Below are 16,450 nucleotides of genomic sequence, written 5' to 3'. Positions count from 1 at the left end.
CCGTCGTCACGCTTCGCGCGTGCGCATCCCGTCGAGAAGCGCGTCGCGCAGCGACGCCGGGAGGGAGGGGGGGATGTCGGGTTCGATGCCGAGGGCATGCAGCGACCGGCTGTAGAAGTTGCGCGCTGCGGCAGCGAAGGCGATGTCGACGATCTCGCGATCGCTGAATCCGACCCGCTGCAGCTCCGCGGCATCCTGCTCGGTCATCGACGCCGAATCCCCGCTCAGTCTCTCGGCGAACGCCATCATCGCGACCTCGTCAGGGGCGAGCCCGGCGTTGCGATAGTCGCGGGCGATGCGTTCGAGCTCGTCTGCGTCGATGTAGCCCAAGGCTTTCACGCCGTGATGGGCGCGGCAGGCGGTCGAGCCGAGCGCGCCGGCGGCCGCGAGCGTCACCAGTTCGTACCGGCGCATCCCCAGGCTCGGCACGACGGCGCGAATGAGACTCTCGAACGCGGCGAGGGCGTCGGGATTCAGGGCGGTGACCCTGGTGTGGCTCGCGACGTAGCCGAGGCTCTCGATGTCATCGGCATACAGCCTGGCGGCTGCACCTTGGACCTCGCCTTCGGCGGGTGTCCGTATGACGGTCATGCGCCGAGGGTACGCCCGACGCCCTGCACGCGGAAGGGCGGCTGGTCGACGTCGCTCAGGCGTCGGGGGTGGTACCCGAGCGGTGCTCGGGACCGCGCTGGAAGACATCGGGGTCGAGGACGAGCTGACGCGCCTCGACGGGGTCGGTGTCGGTGTCCTCGCCCGCCGCCGCGGCCTTCTTGGCCTTGCGGCGTTCGGACAGGTAGTGCCAGACGATGAAGATGACCGTTCCGCCGACCGCCACCAGCAGGATGACGTCGATGTAGTCGGTCACGAACTGTCCGACGCCCGGGATGAAGCCGATGCCGTAGCCGATCATCGTCAGCCCGAAGCCCCAGATCACCGCGCCGATGAAGTTGTAGAGCGTGTAGCGGTGCCACGCCATGTGGCCGACGCCGGCCGCGACGGGCGCGAACGTGCGGACGATCGGCACGAAGCGGGCCAGGATGATCGTGAGCCCGCCCCACCGCTCGAAGAAGGCGTTGGTCCGCTCGACGTTGCGTCGGCTGAAGACGCCGGATTCCTTCCGTTCGAACACCGCCGGACCGCCCTTGTGTCCGATGAGATATCCGACTTCACCACCGACGAATGCGGCGAGTCCGATCAGGAGCGCCACCCACCACGCGCTGATGCCGAAGACGCCGTTGGGTGCCACGTCGGAGGGGTGGGACAAAAGCCCCGCCATGATCAACAGTGTGTCCCCGGGGAGCAGGAACCCCACCAGGAGGCCGGTCTCGGCGAACACGATGAAGCAGACCACGGCGAGGGCCCAGGGCCCAGCCGCGGCGATGATCGCTGCGGGATCGAGCCAGGGGATGAGAGCGGTGGGAACGGTGTACACGTGAGTCCCGTCGGGTGGTCGCGGCGGCAGGGGTGGCGCATCTCGCCGTGGAAAACGGGATGCGCGTGCGGAAGGTGGGACTTGAACCCACACGCCCGGAGGCACAGGAACCTAAATCCTGCGTGTCTGCCAGTTTCACCACTCCCGCGGGTGGCATCAGTCTAGGCGAGCGATTCCCGCGCGAGCATGGGGAAAACCCGAGAGCCCCCGCGCTCTGGTGACCCTCGGGTCAGCGCTTGATTCCGAAGAGGAAGTAGGCAGCCGGCCCGATCCAGTTGACCAGGATGACGGGTATCCATATGGGTTTCGGTCCGGTGACCTGCCGGCTGTCTCGATGCGCGAGGTCCCAGAATGCCAGGAACGCGAATGCGGCCTGCACGATACCGAGGAGTCCCAGCGCCGCGCGCGCCGCGGGCGCCGCTGCCACCGCTGTCTTCGCGGCCTGCGCCACGGGTGAATCCTTCAGAGAGCCCGAGGTTGTCCTCGCGTCGGCCGCATGCGTCATGGTGGTCCCTCCGGCGATGGTCGCTGATGGATATCCTGCCGCTTCCCGGTCGTTCGCGCACCCGTCTACCGCATTCGACGTGGCTGTGGATAACATCCGCACCTCTCTTCGGCCCTTTGCAAGGATGCTCCGGTGACTTCCGCCGCACGTCTCGACGAGGCTCCGACCACTGTCGTCGTGGCCCGCGTTCGCGACCGGCTGCGTGCGCTGAGCGCAGATCCGACGAAGGACCCGGATGCGGCGGCGCGGATCGCCGCCGACGAGGTCCGCCGCCACAACGACTACGCCCTCGCCCGGGGGCTCGCCACCATCGACGACGAGTCGGGTGCCGTCCGCGACGTCGTCGCACAGGTCACCGGCTACGGTCCCCTGCAGGCCTATCTCGACGATCCCGGCGTCGAAGAGCTGTGGATCAATGCTCCTGACCGGGTGTACGTGGCGCGCGGAGGGGTGCCTGAGCGGGTTCCCCTCCACCTCACCGACACGGCGGTCCGAGATCTGGTGGAACGGATGCTGCACGCGACCGGCCGCAGGGTCGACCTCAGCCAGCCATTCGTCGACGCGTCGCTTCCCGACGGCAGTCGCCTGCACGTGGTCATCCCCGACATCACGCGGCGGCACTGGGCTGTGAACATCCGGAAGTTCCTCCCGGCCTATCGCGATCTGGACGCACTGGTGGAGGTCGGTTCCCTCGCGCCCTACGCGGCGGAGCTGCTCCGGCGAGCGATGGGGGAGGGGCGCAGCGTCCTGGTGTCGGGAGCGACCCACGCCGGCAAGACGACGCTGCTCGGTGCGCTGGTCGCCGCGAGCCCCCGTGCCCACCGCATCGTCACCGTGGAGGAGACGTTCGAGCTGGCGGTGACGGCGCCCGACCTCGTGGCGATGCAGGGCCGACAGCCCAGCCTGGAGGGAACGGGCGAAGTGACGCTTCGCAGACTCGTCAAGGAGGCCCTGCGGATGCGGCCCGATCGCATCGTCGTGGGCGAGGTGCGCGACGCCGAGGCGCTCGACCTGCTCCTCGCACTCAACACCGGTGTGCCGGGGGCAGCGACCATCCACGCGAACTCCGCACCGGAGGCGTTGGTGAAGCTCTCGATGCTGCCGCTTCTCGCGGGCCGCAACATCGACGCGGCCTTCGTCGTGCCCGCCGTCGCCCAGGGCGTCGACCTGGTCGTCCACTGCGAGCGGGCGGTGGACGGACGCCGTCGCGTGGGAGAGATCGTGGAGCCCACCGGTGTCCGCGACGGTGTGGTCGAATCACGCGTCCTCTACCGAGCGGGGGAGCGATGACGCTCCTCTGGGGTGGCGTGCTGGCCGCCGGGATCCTGCTCGCGCTGTCGCCCTGGCTCTGGCCTGCCACCGACGAGAAGAGACCGGCCTCCACGGCGGAGGGCGGCCGGACGACCCAGCTCTTGAGGGAGGCCGGGTTCGCGCGCGGGACTCCGCTCGCGCTCGCCGTTGTCGCGGTGCTGCTCGCCGTCGTGGTCGCCGCATCGGCATTCCTCGTCACGACCGTGCTGCCGCTCGCGCTCGCGGCCTTCGCCGGGACGGCGATCGCCCCGTACTGGTGGGTGCGGGCCCGGCGCGACCGGTTGAGGAAGACCCGACGGTCGCTCTGGCCCGATGTGTGCGACCTCCTCGTCGCCTCAGTGCGGGCGGGCATGTCGCTCCCCGATGCGGTGGCGAGCCTGGCCGAGTCGGCTCCGCTCGCCCTCCGTCCGAACTTCCGCGGCTTCGCACGGGATCTGGCGGCATCAGGGCACTTCGACTCGGCGATGCTCGCGCTCAAGGACAGCCTCGCCGACCCCGTGGCGGATCGGGTCATCGAAACGCTGAGGATGGCCCGTCAGGTCGGTGGCACGGAGCTGACCACCGTTCTGCGCGCCCTGTCGGCGTCGGTTCGCTCCGACGCGGCAATTCGCGCCGAGGTCGACGCGCGGCAGTCGTGGATCCGCGGAGCCGCGGTCCTCGGTGCCGCCGCTCCCTGGGTCATCCTGTCCCTTCTGGCGCTGCGCCCCGAGGGGGCTGCCGCGTACGCCACGGCGGAGGGGATGATCCTGATCGTCGGCGGTGCGGTCGTGTCGGTGATCGCGTTCCGCATCATGCTGCGCATCGGCCGTCTCCCCGAGGCCCGGAGGTGGGCGCGATGACCACCCTCGCCCTGACCGACGCGTCGCTTGCGGTGGTGCTCGGCGTCGCCCTCGGGGCAGGCGTGCTGCTCCTTCTCTCGCGCGCTCCGCGCTGGCGATCGGCCTCGCTCAGCCAGCGGATCGCCCCGTACATCCGCGACATCACCGATCCGATCGGCGCCACGCCTCTCACGGCGGGCTTCGGCGACGATCTGGCGGCGATCCGGCAACGGGTGCTGGAGACGCTCGCCGCGCGACTGGCTGGGTCCGTGTCGGTGGAGCGACGCCTCCGCCAAGCAGGGTCGACGAGCGACGTCGCCAGCTTCCGCGGGCGCCAGCTGGGCTTCGCCCTGGCCGGGCTCACCGTCGGCGCGGTGGTCGTCGTCGTGCTCATGCTGACCGGCCGCGGATCACCCGCAGTGGGGCTTCTTCCCCCGCTGTTCGCGACGGCGGGGGCTGCCGCGTGCGACCTGCAGCTGTCGCGGGCGGCTCGGCACCGGCGTGCCCGCACCGAGGAAGAACTCCCCACCGTGCTGGAGTTCCTCGCGCTGTGCCTTTCTGCAGGCGAGGGCATCCTCGACGCGTTGCGCCGCGTGGGCGACCTTCCGGGCGGCGACCTGACGATCGAGCTGCGCGGCGCGGTCGTCGCCGTGGGAACCGGATCGTCGCTTTCGGACGCCCTCGCAGATATGGCGGCGCGCGTGGATTCCCCCGCCGTCTCACGCGCTGTCGATCACCTCGTGGCCGCCATCGACCGCGGTGCGCCGCTGGCGCAGGTGCTGCACGCGCAGGCGCTCGACGCCCGAGAGGACGCCAAGCGCTCTCTCATCGAACGAGCGGGGCGAAATGAGATCGCCATGCTCGTGCCACGCAACCCTCAATAGAGATCCTCATTCCAATGCGGTCGGCGCCGTGGACGCGCACTCCGCCTCGGCATCGGTGGTACTTCGACGAATCTGAACGGCACCTCCTGTCGCATCTGCGAGTAGTACTCGCCCGCGAGTTCCTGCAATCTTCGAAGTTCGATCGTTTCGCGCCGCGCCGCCTTGGCCGCCACATACTGACGCCGCATGTCTGCCCTGCTCAGCGACGTCTCCACACGTCCGCGGAGCCAGTCGCGGACTCGACTGCGGGTTCGCCCAAAGCGGACCGTCTCTCGCCAACCCTGCACCCAGACAGTGAATTCGCGGGCCCACTGGACGAGGAAAATCCGACTCGGTCGCGCGTGCAACATCTGCCTTCGGATCGCGAGCTGGGGATCCTCAGGAGGTTTGTGCCAATCCAGCATGTGGGATCGCGCGATCCTCTCGAGGATCGTCCGCCTTCGATCTTCGAAAGGCCAGTCTCTAGCGATGCGTTGCATGCGAGCGAGAGCGCGTCCGGTCTCAGCGCGATCTTCTTCGTCTAGGGCGGCGAGGGCCGCGCTTACTGGAGGCATCCCGCCAGAACGGAGCAGCCTGAGCTCGTCGAAGTAACGCCTTTGTGCTGCCCAAACGATTTGCTCCTGTTTGCTTAGGTATGCAGCCAAGAAGAGATCGGCGTTGCCAGAGGCGCGAGAGGAGAATCGCACCCGGGCTTGATTGACTCGGGAGGCTCGGCTGTACGCCTCGCCCTGGTCAGGATCGAACATGCGATAGGCCTGTTCGACCTCAAGGACGGCAAGGAACTCGTCGGAATAGCGGATGTCATATTGAAAGATGACCGCTCGACGCGCTGCCGTGGCGCTTGCAACCGCTATTCCGATTGACACGGCCAGAGAGATCAGCAGCACGCCGACGGGCATGACGACGTCGCCAAGCCAATTGACGGCGATCTGCGCTCCCTCGTTGTTCACTGAGGGAAGTGACGCCGAGTCCAACGGGACCACCTGTCCAAGCACCTCCGAATTCTTTGTAGCCACCCGATCCGGCACGGAGCGGCGGTGACTTCGAGAGGTTCACTGTGCGGCGACGAACACCTGTGCACCCGAACCGTAATTTTCGATTGCCCACACGCCGCCCGGAATCTCGCCCTCGGGGACGCTCACGGCGTAGTTCGCGTTAATGACGCCGTTCGGCTCATAGACGTCGCCGACCATTAGGAAGTCGTTCTCAATCTCGATGTACCGGTCCGTCGTGGCATACGACACCCCGGCGGCAGTGACGAACGAGATGCCGATGCCTGCAGCAGGCGTATAGGGCCCGCCCGTCGGGACCCCTTGTTCCGTCGCCTGCTGGTTGAAGTTCGCCCAATCGATCTGAATCACGAGGGGCAGCACGGCGTAGTCGGGGAACACCTGAGTAGGTGCGGATGCGCCGACCTTGAAGGCGGAATCCTCACTGAAGGGCAGCACCTGCCCGATTGGGACGGGATTCTGTCGCGTTCCCGCTGCGGCCGGGGGCGCCGCTTCGGTCTCGGTCGGTGTCGGTTCTGCTGATGCTGACTGCGACGGCTCAGCCGTCTGGGTTGCCATCGGCTCGGGCTGCGGCGTGGATGTGCAGGCGCTCAGGGCGCCAGTCAGAGCGACTGCACAGAGAAGGGTGACGGTCTTGATTGTGGTGTTACGCATCGTGATTCCCCCGGAGGTGACGGAAAGCGCGGTCCCCACCGCGCCCCGTCAGCGTACCGAGCCGACGACCCGAGCCTCGGGCACGAAACGATCACATTTCACCGGGGGACAGCGTGGCCGTCTGATCGGCCAACAGAATCAGCCGGCGTCGACGACGCGCTGCAGGGTCCTACCGTCGCGCTGGTAGACCATCCCGCAGGTGACGCACTCGAACCCGCGCGGGTCATCCCGCAGCACCGACGTGCAGCCGCGGCAGGCAGGCTGCGTGGCGAACACCAAGAGATCATCAAGCACGTTGGTCACAGTAGCTGACCCGGAGTCACTTTCCTCTCGCCTTGTCCACAGTCGCCATGGCACGCTCGTTCGATGGACATTCCTCCCGAGGTGCAGAAGCTAGCCTTAGATCTGGGCGCCGCTGTCGCCCGCAACTCCGCCCAGGCCATCACCGATAAGGTCCGCTCTCTCCGCGCGGGCAGGAAGGCTGAGGACACCATAGCGGGCCTCGAAGAGATCATCAGCGAACTCATCGATGACAAGGCAGAGATAACTCGGATCGCGCAGTCATACCAAAGCGAGCTCGTCTCACAACGCCTGACTCCCGGCGATGTGCGGTACATCGCGGACACCGTCGTCCCTCTCCTAGAGCAGCTCGCGGACGCGCAGGGTGGTGACCAGGGCGAGACCTTCAAGAAGGGCATCTCCGCGGTCAAGCCCATCCTCTCGGCCGAGATGGTTCAGGTCTTGCAGCTATTGGGGTTCAACTTCCGGCGCGCGATCGGCGAGCCGCTGACAGAGCTTGCCTCGAGCGCGATCGCGTCCAGGGTTCGTCGAAGCGAAGAAATTCAGCTCGCCGAGCTTCAGAGGGAACAGCTGTATATGCAGGTCGCGCTCGATCCCGACGCTTTCACGCGCCTGCAGGCCATGTTCGGGCGGTGAGCACCGGCCGCGACTTCATCGTAATGACCCAGTTGGCTACCGGGCTCGGAGTATCCGAAGCCGTTTACCTGCGAGCCATGCGCGAGACTGAGCGACTCGCGCGAGGTTCGACTAGCTGCCGTTTTCAATTGGCTTCTACGCGGAGTCATCCCTGAGATCGTCGATTTCGCGGCGGAATTCGCGCACGACGTCCTCCTCCTGACCAATCCTGGCGGTGATGTCGGACAGGATCTCCTCGGCCGTGGTTCCGCGTTCTTCGGCGAGTTCGCCAGCGAGGTACCCGATCAGCGTCCCCGCAGCGATGAACAGGTTCTTGAGGTCGGGGGTGCCGTCAGGGTGCCTCGGCAGAGCGACGTCCGTGCCCCACCGGGTTGCAGTCGGGTCGCGCCGCGCAAAGACGGATGCGACCCCGAGGAACGCGAGTTGCAGCTGTGGGACGTCGGTGGGGTCGTTCGTCACGGGTGTTCCTCTCATTCCCAGAAGCGACCCTGACCGGGCCGAGCGTTGACAACGATGCCTTGCGCTGCCCGATTCTGGATAGTCCTCCAGTAGGACTCGAACCCAGCGTCGCGGGCGGTGATCCCGATCGTGATGTTGCGGTCCTGGATCTGACCGACGATGTCCCGCACCTTCCCGGCGTTGTCGGCCGCGCCGCCCATCGCAGCGCGATACGCCGCGGCCTTGTCAGCGGCGGTGCCTGTGTCTCGTTGGATCTGGCCGATCCATCCGGACTGCGTTGAGAACGCGGCGTTGGCGATCTCGATCTGATTGACCTGGTCCGCCAGAACATCGTTGCCGTTGCGGATCTTCTGCACTTCCTCGTCGCGCTTTGCGACGTACGCGGCGTGCGTCTCGGCGAGAGCATTCTGGTCGCCAGCCATGGCGCGCAGGATCGTGTCGATGTCGACACCGGTCTGCTCGGACCGCTTCAACGCGTCATTCCATTGATTGGTATCGGCGACGAGGTCCTTGATTGCCTGACTGAGGAAGTCGTCCGACACGAACGTCTGCCCGGACTCCGCAAAGTCCGCGAACATGGCCCGCACGCGCTCCTCCGACTTCTCGGCTTCAGCTTGGATCGCCTGGAACACGGCGACGATGGCACCGAGGCCGAGAGCGCCGGCCGCGCCGATCGCTGCCGTGCCGAGCCCACCGATCCCAGCGACCGCGCCGCCGAGTGTGTCACCGATCGTGTCCGCGAGACCTTCGAAGTCACCACGGGCGGCGTTCGCGATGCCCTCACCGAGGTTCTGCCGGATCTCCTGCCCCACCTCACGGGACGTGTCGCTGACCCGGCGGAGCCCGCGAGACCCGTTGTCGCCAACGTCGTCGACCGCACGTTCGGCTCGCTGGGCGGCTCGCTCTACATCCTCAAGGGAGTCGGCCGTGTCGTCACCTACGCGCCCGCCCGCCCTATCCACTTCCTTCAGCGCGCGCTCCAGAGTCTCCACGGACTTCTTCGCGTCGTCGAACGCGACGTCGTAGCGGCGGGCGATGTCGCGGGCGATGTCCTCCGTGGACTTCCCCGCACGCTTCCCAGAGTCAACGATCTCGAGCAGCTGCCGAGCGGCATCCTCGAACGACTCACCCAGCTTCCCGACGTTCGACACCGCCTGCTGGGTGTTGACGTCGATATCGACGGATAGTTCAGCCATTGGTGTCTCCTTCATCGGTCAGGTCGATGCCGAGCTCGCGCGCCTCGCGGCGTGCCCGCAGCAGGTCGCGCTCGTCCTCGAGCGGTGTCGTCTTCGTGTAGATCGCTTCCGTCTCGACCATCAACGCGCGCAGCGCGGCGGAAGCAGGAGCCATGTGACCGGGACGGTCGTCGCCGTCGAACACCTGCGCCAGGGCGATACCGGCCCTCCGCAGATCGGAATCGGGCACCTCGAGCCGGTCGAAAGAGCGCGTGATCCGCTCCACCATCGTCATGTCGTCCGTCACAGTCCCAACTCCCGCGGGTCGAATGGTGCATCAGGGATCGCGGAGAGGTCGTGCTCCTGCCGCTCTCCGTGCTCGATCGCTTCTATCTCCCTCATCACCTCGTGCAGAAGACGCGCGTTCACGGGCAGATCACGAGGGGTCACACCGGCGGCGATCTTTCCCGCGATCTCATCCCTCAACGCGATCAGCACCGCCTTCCGCGAACCCGTGCGAGCGGCTTCCAGCACCGCGTCCGACGTCGACGACGGCGCCGCCGGCATCGTGTTCGGGTCCCCAATCCAAGCCTTCAACGTGTTCCGCGCGACCCCCAGATCCCGCGCGACCTGCGCGATCGCCTGACCACCCTTCACCCGGCTCACCGCGTTCGCCTTGAACACGTCCGAGTAGTGCGGCTTCCCGCGAGTTTCTGACGACTCTGTGGGTTCCACCGCGTGCAGCAACCTGCCCTGCATGGTCACATCGGCTCCTTTGATGGTCACGTGGTTCAAAGGGGGGAGAGATCCCGGCAAAGCCCGGAGGTAGTCAGGCCTGGACCCTTGGGGGAGTTCCCCCTACCCGTAGCGCGCGCGGTCACCATGGGTCCTTGCCGAGTAAGTCGCGGACGAAGTCGCGGACTTCACTGTCGGGTCCCTTTGGTTCCCCGGTGTGTTGTCCTTCTCGTGGTGCGGTGTTGCCGGCGGTGAGCGGCGGGTGGCCGTCCTGGGTGAATCCGTAGAGGGCGAGGCGTTCTGCCTGCAGGTTGAGGAGTACGTCGTCCTGCGCGGTGAGGAGTTCATCGCGAGCGTCGTCGGTGAGGCTGAGGCGTTGGGCGATCTCGTTGCGGCGTTCCTGCCAGGTGGTGTCCTGTAGCCACGGCTGCGGGTGCGCGGGTGAAAGGTTCAGTGCGGACTGCACGTCAAGCGGTGTCGGAACGCTCAGGTCAGAGTCGCTCATGGTCGGTCAGCTTCCCAGAAGGCCGTAGACGAGGGTGCGCGCCATGGTGTTGGCGCGGTGGCGGTAGAGGACTTCGAGGTCCTGTGCGACCCCGGCGACCTGGGGCTGCGCGGTGGTGAAGTCCGCGACGAGGCCACGCCAGTTCGCGTCGAGCGCGCGGCGGAAGATCGCGAACGCGAGGGACTTGTCGTTGCTGCGGAGTGCACGGTCCAGCATCCGCTTGGCGTCGTCGGCGTCGTCGAGTCGTTCGGCGCGGTCCTGCGCGTCCCGAAACGCGATGACGTCGGTGGAGGAGGTTCCGGTGGCGCCGTCGAGTCGGCGTTCAAGTTCGCTAATCTTCGCGTCGACGCGCGCTTCCTCCTCGGCGCGCAAGGCGCGCAGCCGCTCGCGGGCTGACTCAGCGAACCTGTCCCGCTGCGCCTTCTTCCCTTCGTCGGAGAGTTCGGCGTCGGCGTCGATCTGCTTGATTCTGCCCCAGTGGCTGTTCTTCTCGCGTTCCGCTCTGTCGCGGATTTCGTCGAGCTGCTTCTCGAGAGCGTCGAGGCTCATGTGATTCTCCTTGATCATCGGGGTCGATGGGTGTTGATGTAGGTGCGGGCGTCGCTGTTGCGGATGAGCCAGGTGCCGGCGGGTTTCTCGGCGGGGATCTCCTGGCGTTGGCAGGCGAGGCGGACGGTGCGTTCTGCCTGCCTTGCCGCAGTGGCGACTTGTTGAGTTGTCCAGTACTCACGTTCCTCCGATGCCGCGGGTTGCCGCTGTTCGTTGCCGCGTGCGGCATCCGGGGTGCTGAGGGCGAGGACGGTGATGTCGGTGAGAAGGTCGTAGATCGTCTTGTTCCCGACGCGGTAGCGGGTGCGGAGGTCGCCGAGGTTCGCGGCGCGGTAGAGGATGCGGGCGTCTTCCTGGGTGAGGAGGATGCTCGGGCCCGTGACGAGACGGCGGGTCACTGGTCAACCTCCGCCCGCTTGCGGGGTTTCGGTGGTGGGTAGACCTTCCCGCCCCAGATCCCTGCCTGTGGGCGTGCGGCGTCACCGTACGCGCGGCAGAGGGTCCGGAGTGGGCAGGGTCCGCACACTGTGAGCCTGAGGTGTTTGACCTCGTCAGCGGCGAGCTCGTGGTGCTCGAGAATGAACCGGTCATCGCCGCTGCACTCGGGTGCGTCAGCGTCCGCGAGCGCGAGGTGCAGGGCACGGTATGCGCGGTCGCCGTGGTTCACGAGGCGTCCTCATCTGCGAGCGAGATCGAGGGTTGTGTTTGCCCTTCTGACGACTGTTCCCCGACTGTTCCCCACTGTTCCCCGGGGAACGGTGGTGACTGTTCCCCTGTTCCCTTTCCTAGGAACAGGGAACGGTCCACGGTCGAAAACTCACTGATTTGAGGGTTGAGTGTTCCCCCGCCTTCGAACGGTTTGACGTGGATGTGGAGGATCGCTCCGCGTGGTCCTGCGGCGGTCGCGATGTATCCCTCTTGGATGAGGACGTTGACCGCTTGCCTGACGTGGTCCTTCTTGCCGGTGACGTTGTCGAGGATGCGGCGGTAGCTCATCGGTTCGGGTGCGTTCTGCACGACCCGGCTGACACGGCTCATGAGGGTGGTGGGGCGGAACTCACCTGCCTCCGTACGCTCGCCCGGGTCGGGCGCGGTGAACGCGATTCGGACGTTCCCACCGCCGATGGGGGTGACGTGCAGGGTGGCGACGGTGTCACCGGTGGAGTTGTCCCCGTTCCGGTCCTTCGCGACCTTCAGGCGGGCGGCGCCGGCCTTCTGCTTCGAGAAGCTGGTGAGGGTCTCCTGTAGGTACTGGGCGCCGTTGATCGCCGATCGTTTCCGTTGCGACCCGATGGGCATGAGGTCGCTGCCGCCGGCTTTGGGGAGGTGGTCGAGGACGACGACCGCGGGACCTTGTCGGGCGATGCGTCGGGTGACCTGCTGGAACCAGCGGGTGACGTCCTCGTCGGCGTTCTGCTGCGCCCCGTCCATCGACATGGCTTCACCGGTGGAGTCGATGATGACGAGGGTGACGTCGTGCTGGTGGATGAGCTCGAGGAGGGTGTCGGCGCCGACGACGAAGGGGGCTTCGGGTTGGACGTAGTGGAACCTGGCGGTGATGTCTGCGGGGTCGGCGCCGAGGTTGATGAGGCGGCCGACGACGTCGCGGGGGCTGTCTTCGAAGTCGACGTAGATGACGTGGTGGTTGTTGGCGATCTCTTGCGCGCAGGCGTACAACGCGGTCCATGATTTCCCGGACCCGCTTTCGCCGTGGATGCCGTTGACTTTCCCGTCGTAGAACAGGGCGGCGCCGTCGTCTCGGGTGAGGCGTTGGGGGCGGACGGGTTCGATGGTGCCGTTGACGATGCCGGCGACGATGTCTGCGATGCTGACCTCTTCCCACGTGGTCGCGTGCGCCGAGTGGTCGCTGTCGTCGTCCGCGTCAGGTGTGTCTTCTGACACAGGTGGTGCGTCTGCACCAGGTGGGGTGTTGTCGACGGTGAGGTCCTCGATCGTGCCTCCCTCGAGCCACAGGTCGGCGGCGTCGTTGAGGTGTCCGGGCACTCGCCATACGCGGACGTCCTCTGCGATGGGTGTGAGGAGCCGTAGGAGCGCTGCTGCGGCTTTGGCGCCTGGCTCGTCGTTGTCTGGGACCACTACGACCTTGCGGCCTGCGAGCGGGCTGTAGTCGGCCTTCTCGACTCCTCCGGTGCCTCCTGCCCACGTGGCGACGCAGGGTACGCCGAGGCGGACGAGCGCGTCGGCGGTCTTCTCGCCCTCGCAGAGCATCACCGTGGATGATTGCGCGATCGTCGCGGACCCTTCTGGTTGCCACAGGGGGCGCAGGTCCGGCGTGATGCCTGCGCGTACGGGGCGAACCTCTTTCGCGCTGCCGAACTCCGACGCGAGGCGGGTGCGCTGGATCTTGTAGTCCCCGCCGTAGTCGTAGATGGCGCGTCCGTCACGGTCGAAAAGGTCCCGCAGCTGCATGCCGAGCGCTTGCGCGATCGCGGTCTCGCTGCAGTTGTGCGACCAGCACTTCAGCAGGACACCCTGGTCGCCCTTCGCGACGGAGAGGTTGAGGTCGTGGCCGTTGTGTGCGGGGCATTGCGCTCGCCACCTGTCCTGTCCGAAGGGTTTGATCTTCACTCGGGCGGCGAGCGCGTCGACGACTCGCGTGGTTGCGTCGATGGTGGTGGTGGTGCTCACAGGGTCACCGCCTCGAGGTCGTGACAGGCCTGGCAGAGCATCCCGCACACCAGCAGCTGCCCCGTGGGTGTCGATGCTGTGACGAGGAGGGGACGCCGGGAGGGGTCACCGCACCTGCAGCAGTCGTCGGGGGAGTCGCCGAGGGTGGCGACGATGCGGGCAGGGGATCCCGCGTCTTGCCATGCCCTGACGGCGTCGTGGATGCGTCCGCGGAGCCACGCGGAAGGTTCCTTCACGGCGCCATGAGCGGCGGTATCCTGAGGGTGGTTGTTGTTTTCGGAGATCGCCTCGTTGGCCGCGGGGCGATTTTCATTTGGGCTCACTCGACGTCACCGCCTCCGATTACCTGGCGAGTCTCAATGCCCTGGCTGTAGATGGCGGACATCACGATCGCACCCATCGTGAAAGTGGCCGTGTCCTGCCCGAGAAATAAATCGATGCCCGCGGATGCTAGGGCGAAAGTCAGCCAAATCCAGACGATCACTCGAAATCACCGCCCGACGCGATCTGCTCAGTGACAGTTGTGGGGCGGCGTAGCACCTTCGCTGCGGGCTCCGCGGTGCGCAGGAGGGCGGCGAGGCGATCGCGCTGCTCGACAGTGAGGGGTGGAGCGGATGCGACCACCTGCTCGATGTACTGCTCGAGCTTGGCGGCGGCGTGTTCCCGGCGGGCGTCGAGATGAGCGGCGTGGTCCCGCCGACGAGCGGTGACTGCGACTTGGGATGCTGTGAATGCGAGGCGTGAGCCTTTGGTGGGCACGGTCGAACCTTTCGGTTCGCGTGTCCGAAAGCGCGATTCTTCCCGTACCCGACGGCGGACTGCTTGCGGCCTACCTTAACGTAAGCGACACGTTTAGGTTAGGTCGTCGTTGATCTCGTCGATGTCCGACACACCGTCGTCGCGCATGGTGAACGCTGCGTTGTATGTGCGACCGGACTTCTCCGCCCTCTCGAGCACTGGTGTCAGCGCGCTCCAAGGGACCATGATCAGCACCGCTCGCGTGGGTGTCTGGGTCCTCAGGTCGCACGGGCACCGCGGAACCCACAGCAGCTGCGCGCCGTCATTGTCAGGCGTGGGCTCGTCCGCGCGAGACACCTCACGTCGGACGCGGGAGCATCGACCGCATCGGAGGTTCAGGAGCGGTTTCGCGCCCTTCGTGCGGATGGGTTCCCGCGCTCGGCGACGGGAAATCTCGCGTGCCTCCTCGAGGGAATACGGGGGCCGCCGTTCGGGCTCGCCGCTGGCCATCTACTTCGTCCTGTATTGCTTGCCGTCGAGCCCGGTCAGGACCCGGAACGGCGGCGTCTTCATGTCGACAGGGCAGGCGACGAGGCGTGACCTTCCGTCAACGCGCGAGGCGATGATCTTGAGGGCGCCCTTCGCCTCGAGCGTGTTCGCGGCTCGCCGGATGGCGTTCTGCTCCGCATGCGTGTGCTCGGGTCCGGTCAGGATGACGACCTTGCCCGCTTCGATGCGATCGAGGATCTGTCGCTGCCAGATGCCTGGTCCTCTCGACATGTCACCCTCCTAAGTGTTGTGGTCCTGACTAGTTCTAAGTGTTGTGGTGAGTCTTTTGGTACAGCACACCACTTACGGCGTGTTGCGAAGTCCGCGAGGCCGGATTCGAACCGGCACCCGACCGCTTAGAAGGCGGTTGCTCATCCATTGAGCTTCTCGCGGGGGACCAGGGAGAGTCGCGGGCCGGCGGACCCTCCCTGGTGGCTTACCTCTCGTTCGGGTCGATGTTGAACAGCCAGAAGAACGCGGTCTCGACGTCGCCGGTGTGCAGCACGTTGCCCATCCCATCCTCGAGCGCCACCTCGCGGTCTCGGACGTGGACGCGGATGCCGTCGTGTCGTGCCTGCGTGCGTAAACGCCCGACCGCGCGGCGGTACTCCTGGTCGGTCTCTGCACGTGTGCGCACGAGGAGAACGTCGCGACTGTCTACGAGAAGCACTTCGTGTTGCCCTCGGTTCACGATCACGTCGCAGTGGTTACCCCAGGTCGCTCCTACGCGAGGGCCCCACCTCAGCGCCTTCTCGGTGGCGTGGGGACCGATGATGGACCAGTGGAACCCGGCAACGGGGCCGTGCGTCTCCACCACGTGCACCATGTCGCCGGCTTTGTACGGCATGAGATCTCTCTGCGCGTTTCGCGCGACGCGTGCCTCGATCCCGTGCGCAGTGAGTTCGGCGATTGTCGTTGAGAGAAGAGCCTCGCGGCGTTGAACCAGGTCGGCGATCTCGGCCTTAATGGTTGCCAGCTTGTCGGCCGCGACAGCGGCGACGTCGGCAGGCGTGATCGTCTCGCTCATCGGATGGTCGCGTTCTCGAAGCGCTGGCGCGCGGTGATCACGTCGGTCGCGAATTCCTGCAGCGTCTCCACGGTGGCCTCGACGTGGTCGGCGTAGAGCGTCACGGTGGGCGGGCCGACGAGCGTCACCACGCCGTCGCGGAGTGAGAAGTCCTGGGTGAGGCCCACGATGCCGTGCTCGAGCGCGTAGACCCCACAGGTCACGTCACCGTTCGGTTCGAACGGCAACTCGATCTTGCGAGCCCAGTGCGGCTTGTTCGCCTCGATCGCGGGGTGAGCGGCGAGGAACGACTGATTCTTCTCCCGCTCGTTCTCCGCAATCGCGGCCACGAGGGCATCCAAGGTAGCGTCTTTCATGATCGGTCCTTTCGATTGATCACTTCGCCCTCGTCGAGTGCCAGCTCGGCGGGGGCATCTTCTGTCAGGTCGGAAACTCCTTCCGACCTCAGGGGGAGACAGGTGTCTCCTCCTCAAGCGAGACCTTCGTCGGCATCCGAGCCCGGTCTCGCGAGTCT

Annotated in this window: 24 protein-coding genes and 2 tRNA genes; 4 read left to right on the top strand and 22 right to left on the bottom strand. The window is 66.5% G+C overall.

Annotated features, from left to right (window positions below; all coding sequences use genetic code 11):
* Window positions 1-6: 6 nt before the first annotated feature.
* From QSU92_RS01325 to QSU92_RS01310, 4 genes are all read right to left on the bottom strand, one after another.
* Window positions 7-591, bottom strand: coding sequence for a carboxymuconolactone decarboxylase family protein (locus QSU92_RS01325; protein ID WP_289264401.1), 585 nt, complete (start codon window positions 589-591; stop codon window positions 7-9).
* A gap of 55 nt (window positions 592-646) precedes the next feature.
* Window positions 647-1,432 (bottom strand): DedA family protein, encoded by a 786-nt coding sequence (locus QSU92_RS01320; RefSeq protein ID WP_289264400.1) that lies wholly within the window; start codon window positions 1,430-1,432, stop codon window positions 647-649.
* A 66-nt stretch (window positions 1,433-1,498) separates the two neighbouring features.
* Window positions 1,499-1,580 (bottom strand) — tRNA-Leu (locus QSU92_RS01315).
* Window positions 1,581-1,661: 81 nt separating this feature from the next.
* Entirely contained in the window at window positions 1,662-1,883 is a 222-nt protein-coding gene (locus tag QSU92_RS01310) for a PLDc N-terminal domain-containing protein (RefSeq protein WP_289264398.1), read from the bottom strand.
* A 186-nt stretch (window positions 1,884-2,069) separates the two neighbouring features.
* Here QSU92_RS01310 and QSU92_RS01305 point away from each other — a divergent pair, with 186 nt between their 5' ends.
* Genes QSU92_RS01305 through QSU92_RS01295 form a run of 3 tightly spaced genes read left to right on the top strand, consistent with a single transcriptional unit; the run spans window position 2,070 to window position 4,950 of the window.
* A complete protein-coding gene (locus tag QSU92_RS01305; protein ID WP_289264396.1) occupies window positions 2,070-3,227 on the top strand; it encodes a TadA family conjugal transfer-associated ATPase in 1,158 nt (385 codons plus the stop codon).
* Complete coding sequence (locus QSU92_RS01300) at window positions 3,224-4,087, top strand: type II secretion system F family protein (RefSeq protein WP_289264395.1); 864 nt, start codon at window positions 3,224-3,226, stop codon at window positions 4,085-4,087. The genes QSU92_RS01305 and QSU92_RS01300 overlap by 4 nt, the downstream gene beginning before the upstream one ends.
* Entirely contained in the window at window positions 4,084-4,950 is an 867-nt protein-coding gene (locus QSU92_RS01295) for a type II secretion system F family protein (RefSeq protein ID WP_289264393.1), read from the top strand. Before QSU92_RS01300 ends, QSU92_RS01295 begins: the two co-directional genes overlap by 4 nt.
* On the opposite strand, the gene QSU92_RS01290 is transcribed toward QSU92_RS01295, so the two are convergent.
* The 3 genes from QSU92_RS01290 to QSU92_RS01280 form a co-directional block, all read right to left on the bottom strand.
* The gene (locus QSU92_RS01290) at window positions 4,944-5,900 is read right to left on the bottom strand and encodes a hypothetical protein (protein WP_289264391.1); all 957 of its coding nucleotides are present in this window, start codon (window positions 5,898-5,900) and stop codon (window positions 4,944-4,946) included. The two genes, QSU92_RS01295 and QSU92_RS01290, sit on opposite strands and share 7 nt — an antisense overlap.
* A 102-nt stretch (window positions 5,901-6,002) precedes the next feature.
* Entirely contained in the window at window positions 6,003-6,614 is a 612-nt protein-coding gene (locus QSU92_RS01285; RefSeq protein WP_289264390.1) for a hypothetical protein, read from the bottom strand.
* Between the two features lie 138 nt (window positions 6,615-6,752).
* Window positions 6,753-6,908 carry a hypothetical protein gene (locus tag QSU92_RS01280; RefSeq protein ID WP_289264387.1) on the bottom strand — a complete coding sequence of 52 codons (156 nt, stop codon included), beginning with the start codon at window positions 6,906-6,908 and terminating at the stop codon, window positions 6,753-6,755.
* Between the two features lie 72 nt (window positions 6,909-6,980).
* Here QSU92_RS01280 and QSU92_RS01275 point away from each other — a divergent pair, with 72 nt between their 5' ends.
* Window positions 6,981-7,550 (top strand): hypothetical protein, encoded by a 570-nt coding sequence (locus tag QSU92_RS01275; protein ID WP_289264385.1) that lies wholly within the window; start codon window positions 6,981-6,983, stop codon window positions 7,548-7,550.
* Window positions 7,551-7,685: 135 nt separating this feature from the next.
* On the opposite strand, the gene QSU92_RS01270 is transcribed toward QSU92_RS01275, so the two are convergent.
* The 15 genes from QSU92_RS01270 to QSU92_RS01200 all read right to left on the bottom strand — a co-directional run bounded on the left by QSU92_RS01270 (window position 7,686) and on the right by QSU92_RS01200 (window position 16,292).
* Complete coding sequence (locus QSU92_RS01270; RefSeq protein WP_289264382.1) at window positions 7,686-8,009, bottom strand: hypothetical protein; 324 nt, start codon at window positions 8,007-8,009, stop codon at window positions 7,686-7,688.
* Window positions 8,010-8,020: 11 nt separating this feature from the next.
* On the bottom strand, window positions 8,021-9,205 hold the full coding sequence (locus QSU92_RS01265; protein WP_289264380.1) for a hypothetical protein: 1,185 nt from the start codon (window positions 9,203-9,205) through the stop codon (window positions 8,021-8,023).
* Window positions 9,198-9,491: a hypothetical protein gene (locus QSU92_RS01260; protein WP_289264378.1), complete on the bottom strand. Its 294-nt coding sequence runs from the start codon at window positions 9,489-9,491 to the stop codon at window positions 9,198-9,200. Before QSU92_RS01260 ends, QSU92_RS01265 begins: the two co-directional genes overlap by 8 nt.
* Window positions 9,488-9,943, bottom strand: a complete 456-nt coding sequence (locus tag QSU92_RS01255) for a transposase (RefSeq protein WP_289265776.1) — start codon at window positions 9,941-9,943, stop codon at window positions 9,488-9,490. The genes QSU92_RS01260 and QSU92_RS01255 overlap by 4 nt, the downstream gene beginning before the upstream one ends.
* A gap of 118 nt (window positions 9,944-10,061) precedes the next feature.
* Window positions 10,062-10,424 carry a hypothetical protein gene (locus tag QSU92_RS01250; protein ID WP_289264377.1) on the bottom strand — a complete coding sequence of 121 codons (363 nt, stop codon included), beginning with the start codon at window positions 10,422-10,424 and terminating at the stop codon, window positions 10,062-10,064.
* Window positions 10,425-10,430: 6 nt separating this feature from the next.
* Complete coding sequence (locus QSU92_RS01245) at window positions 10,431-10,973, bottom strand: hypothetical protein (RefSeq protein WP_289264375.1); 543 nt, start codon at window positions 10,971-10,973, stop codon at window positions 10,431-10,433.
* Between the two features lie 14 nt (window positions 10,974-10,987).
* Entirely contained in the window at window positions 10,988-11,371 is a 384-nt protein-coding gene (locus tag QSU92_RS01240; protein ID WP_289264373.1) for a hypothetical protein, read from the bottom strand.
* Window positions 11,368-11,640 (bottom strand): WhiB family transcriptional regulator, encoded by a 273-nt coding sequence (locus QSU92_RS01235; protein ID WP_289264371.1) that lies wholly within the window; start codon window positions 11,638-11,640, stop codon window positions 11,368-11,370. Before QSU92_RS01235 ends, QSU92_RS01240 begins: the two co-directional genes overlap by 4 nt.
* Complete coding sequence (locus QSU92_RS01230) at window positions 11,637-13,622, bottom strand: AAA family ATPase (protein ID WP_289264369.1); 1,986 nt, start codon at window positions 13,620-13,622, stop codon at window positions 11,637-11,639. The genes QSU92_RS01235 and QSU92_RS01230 overlap by 4 nt, the downstream gene beginning before the upstream one ends.
* Window positions 13,619-13,858 (bottom strand): hypothetical protein, encoded by a 240-nt coding sequence (locus tag QSU92_RS01225; RefSeq protein WP_289264367.1) that lies wholly within the window; start codon window positions 13,856-13,858, stop codon window positions 13,619-13,621. Before QSU92_RS01225 ends, QSU92_RS01230 begins: the two co-directional genes overlap by 4 nt.
* Before the next feature lie 244 nt (window positions 13,859-14,102).
* On the bottom strand, window positions 14,103-14,381 hold the full coding sequence (locus tag QSU92_RS01220; protein WP_289264365.1) for a hypothetical protein: 279 nt from the start codon (window positions 14,379-14,381) through the stop codon (window positions 14,103-14,105).
* Between the two features lie 489 nt (window positions 14,382-14,870).
* Window positions 14,871-15,140: a hypothetical protein gene (locus QSU92_RS01215; protein ID WP_289264363.1), complete on the bottom strand. Its 270-nt coding sequence runs from the start codon at window positions 15,138-15,140 to the stop codon at window positions 14,871-14,873.
* Window positions 15,141-15,230: 90 nt separating this feature from the next.
* Window positions 15,231-15,302 (bottom strand) — tRNA-Arg (locus QSU92_RS01210).
* 43 nt (window positions 15,303-15,345) lie between these two features.
* Complete coding sequence (locus tag QSU92_RS01205; RefSeq protein ID WP_289264361.1) at window positions 15,346-15,936, bottom strand: hypothetical protein; 591 nt, start codon at window positions 15,934-15,936, stop codon at window positions 15,346-15,348.
* Window positions 15,933-16,292, bottom strand: coding sequence for a hypothetical protein (locus tag QSU92_RS01200; protein WP_289264359.1), 360 nt, complete (start codon window positions 16,290-16,292; stop codon window positions 15,933-15,935). The genes QSU92_RS01205 and QSU92_RS01200 overlap by 4 nt, the downstream gene beginning before the upstream one ends.
* Between the last annotated feature and the right edge of the window lie 158 nt (window positions 16,293-16,450).

Source organism: Microbacterium sp. ET2, assembly GCF_030347395.1.
Lineage (GTDB): Bacteria > Actinomycetota > Actinomycetes > Actinomycetales > Microbacteriaceae > Microbacterium > Microbacterium albipurpureum.
Note: the sequence above shows the minus strand (reverse complement) of the source record. Positions and strands in the feature narration are given on the sequence as shown.

Coding starts and splice junctions, on each gene's coding strand:
- QSU92_RS01325 (WP_289264401.1), bottom strand. CDS start 591: ATGACCGTCATACGGACACCCGCCGAAGGCGAGGTCCAAGGTGCAGCC.
- QSU92_RS01300 (WP_289264395.1), top strand. CDS start 3,224: ATGACGCTCCTCTGGGGTGGCGTGCTGGCCGCCGGGATCCTGCTCGCG.
- QSU92_RS01295 (WP_289264393.1), top strand. CDS start 4,084: ATGACCACCCTCGCCCTGACCGACGCGTCGCTTGCGGTGGTGCTCGGC.
- QSU92_RS01285 (WP_289264390.1), bottom strand. CDS start 6,614: ATGCGTAACACCACAATCAAGACCGTCACCCTTCTCTGTGCAGTCGCT.
- QSU92_RS01275 (WP_289264385.1), top strand. CDS start 6,981: ATGGACATTCCTCCCGAGGTGCAGAAGCTAGCCTTAGATCTGGGCGCC.
- QSU92_RS01265 (WP_289264380.1), bottom strand. CDS start 9,205: ATGGCTGAACTATCCGTCGATATCGACGTCAACACCCAGCAGGCGGTG.
- QSU92_RS01255 (WP_289265776.1), bottom strand. CDS start 9,943: ATGCAGGGCAGGTTGCTGCACGCGGTGGAACCCACAGAGTCGTCAGAA.
- QSU92_RS01250 (WP_289264377.1), bottom strand. CDS start 10,424: ATGAGCGACTCTGACCTGAGCGTTCCGACACCGCTTGACGTGCAGTCC.
- QSU92_RS01245 (WP_289264375.1), bottom strand. CDS start 10,973: ATGAGCCTCGACGCTCTCGAGAAGCAGCTCGACGAAATCCGCGACAGA.
- QSU92_RS01215 (WP_289264363.1), bottom strand. CDS start 15,140: ATGTCGAGAGGACCAGGCATCTGGCAGCGACAGATCCTCGATCGCATC.
- QSU92_RS01205 (WP_289264361.1), bottom strand. CDS start 15,936: ATGAGCGAGACGATCACGCCTGCCGACGTCGCCGCTGTCGCGGCCGAC.
- QSU92_RS01200 (WP_289264359.1), bottom strand. CDS start 16,292: ATGAAAGACGCTACCTTGGATGCCCTCGTGGCCGCGATTGCGGAGAAC.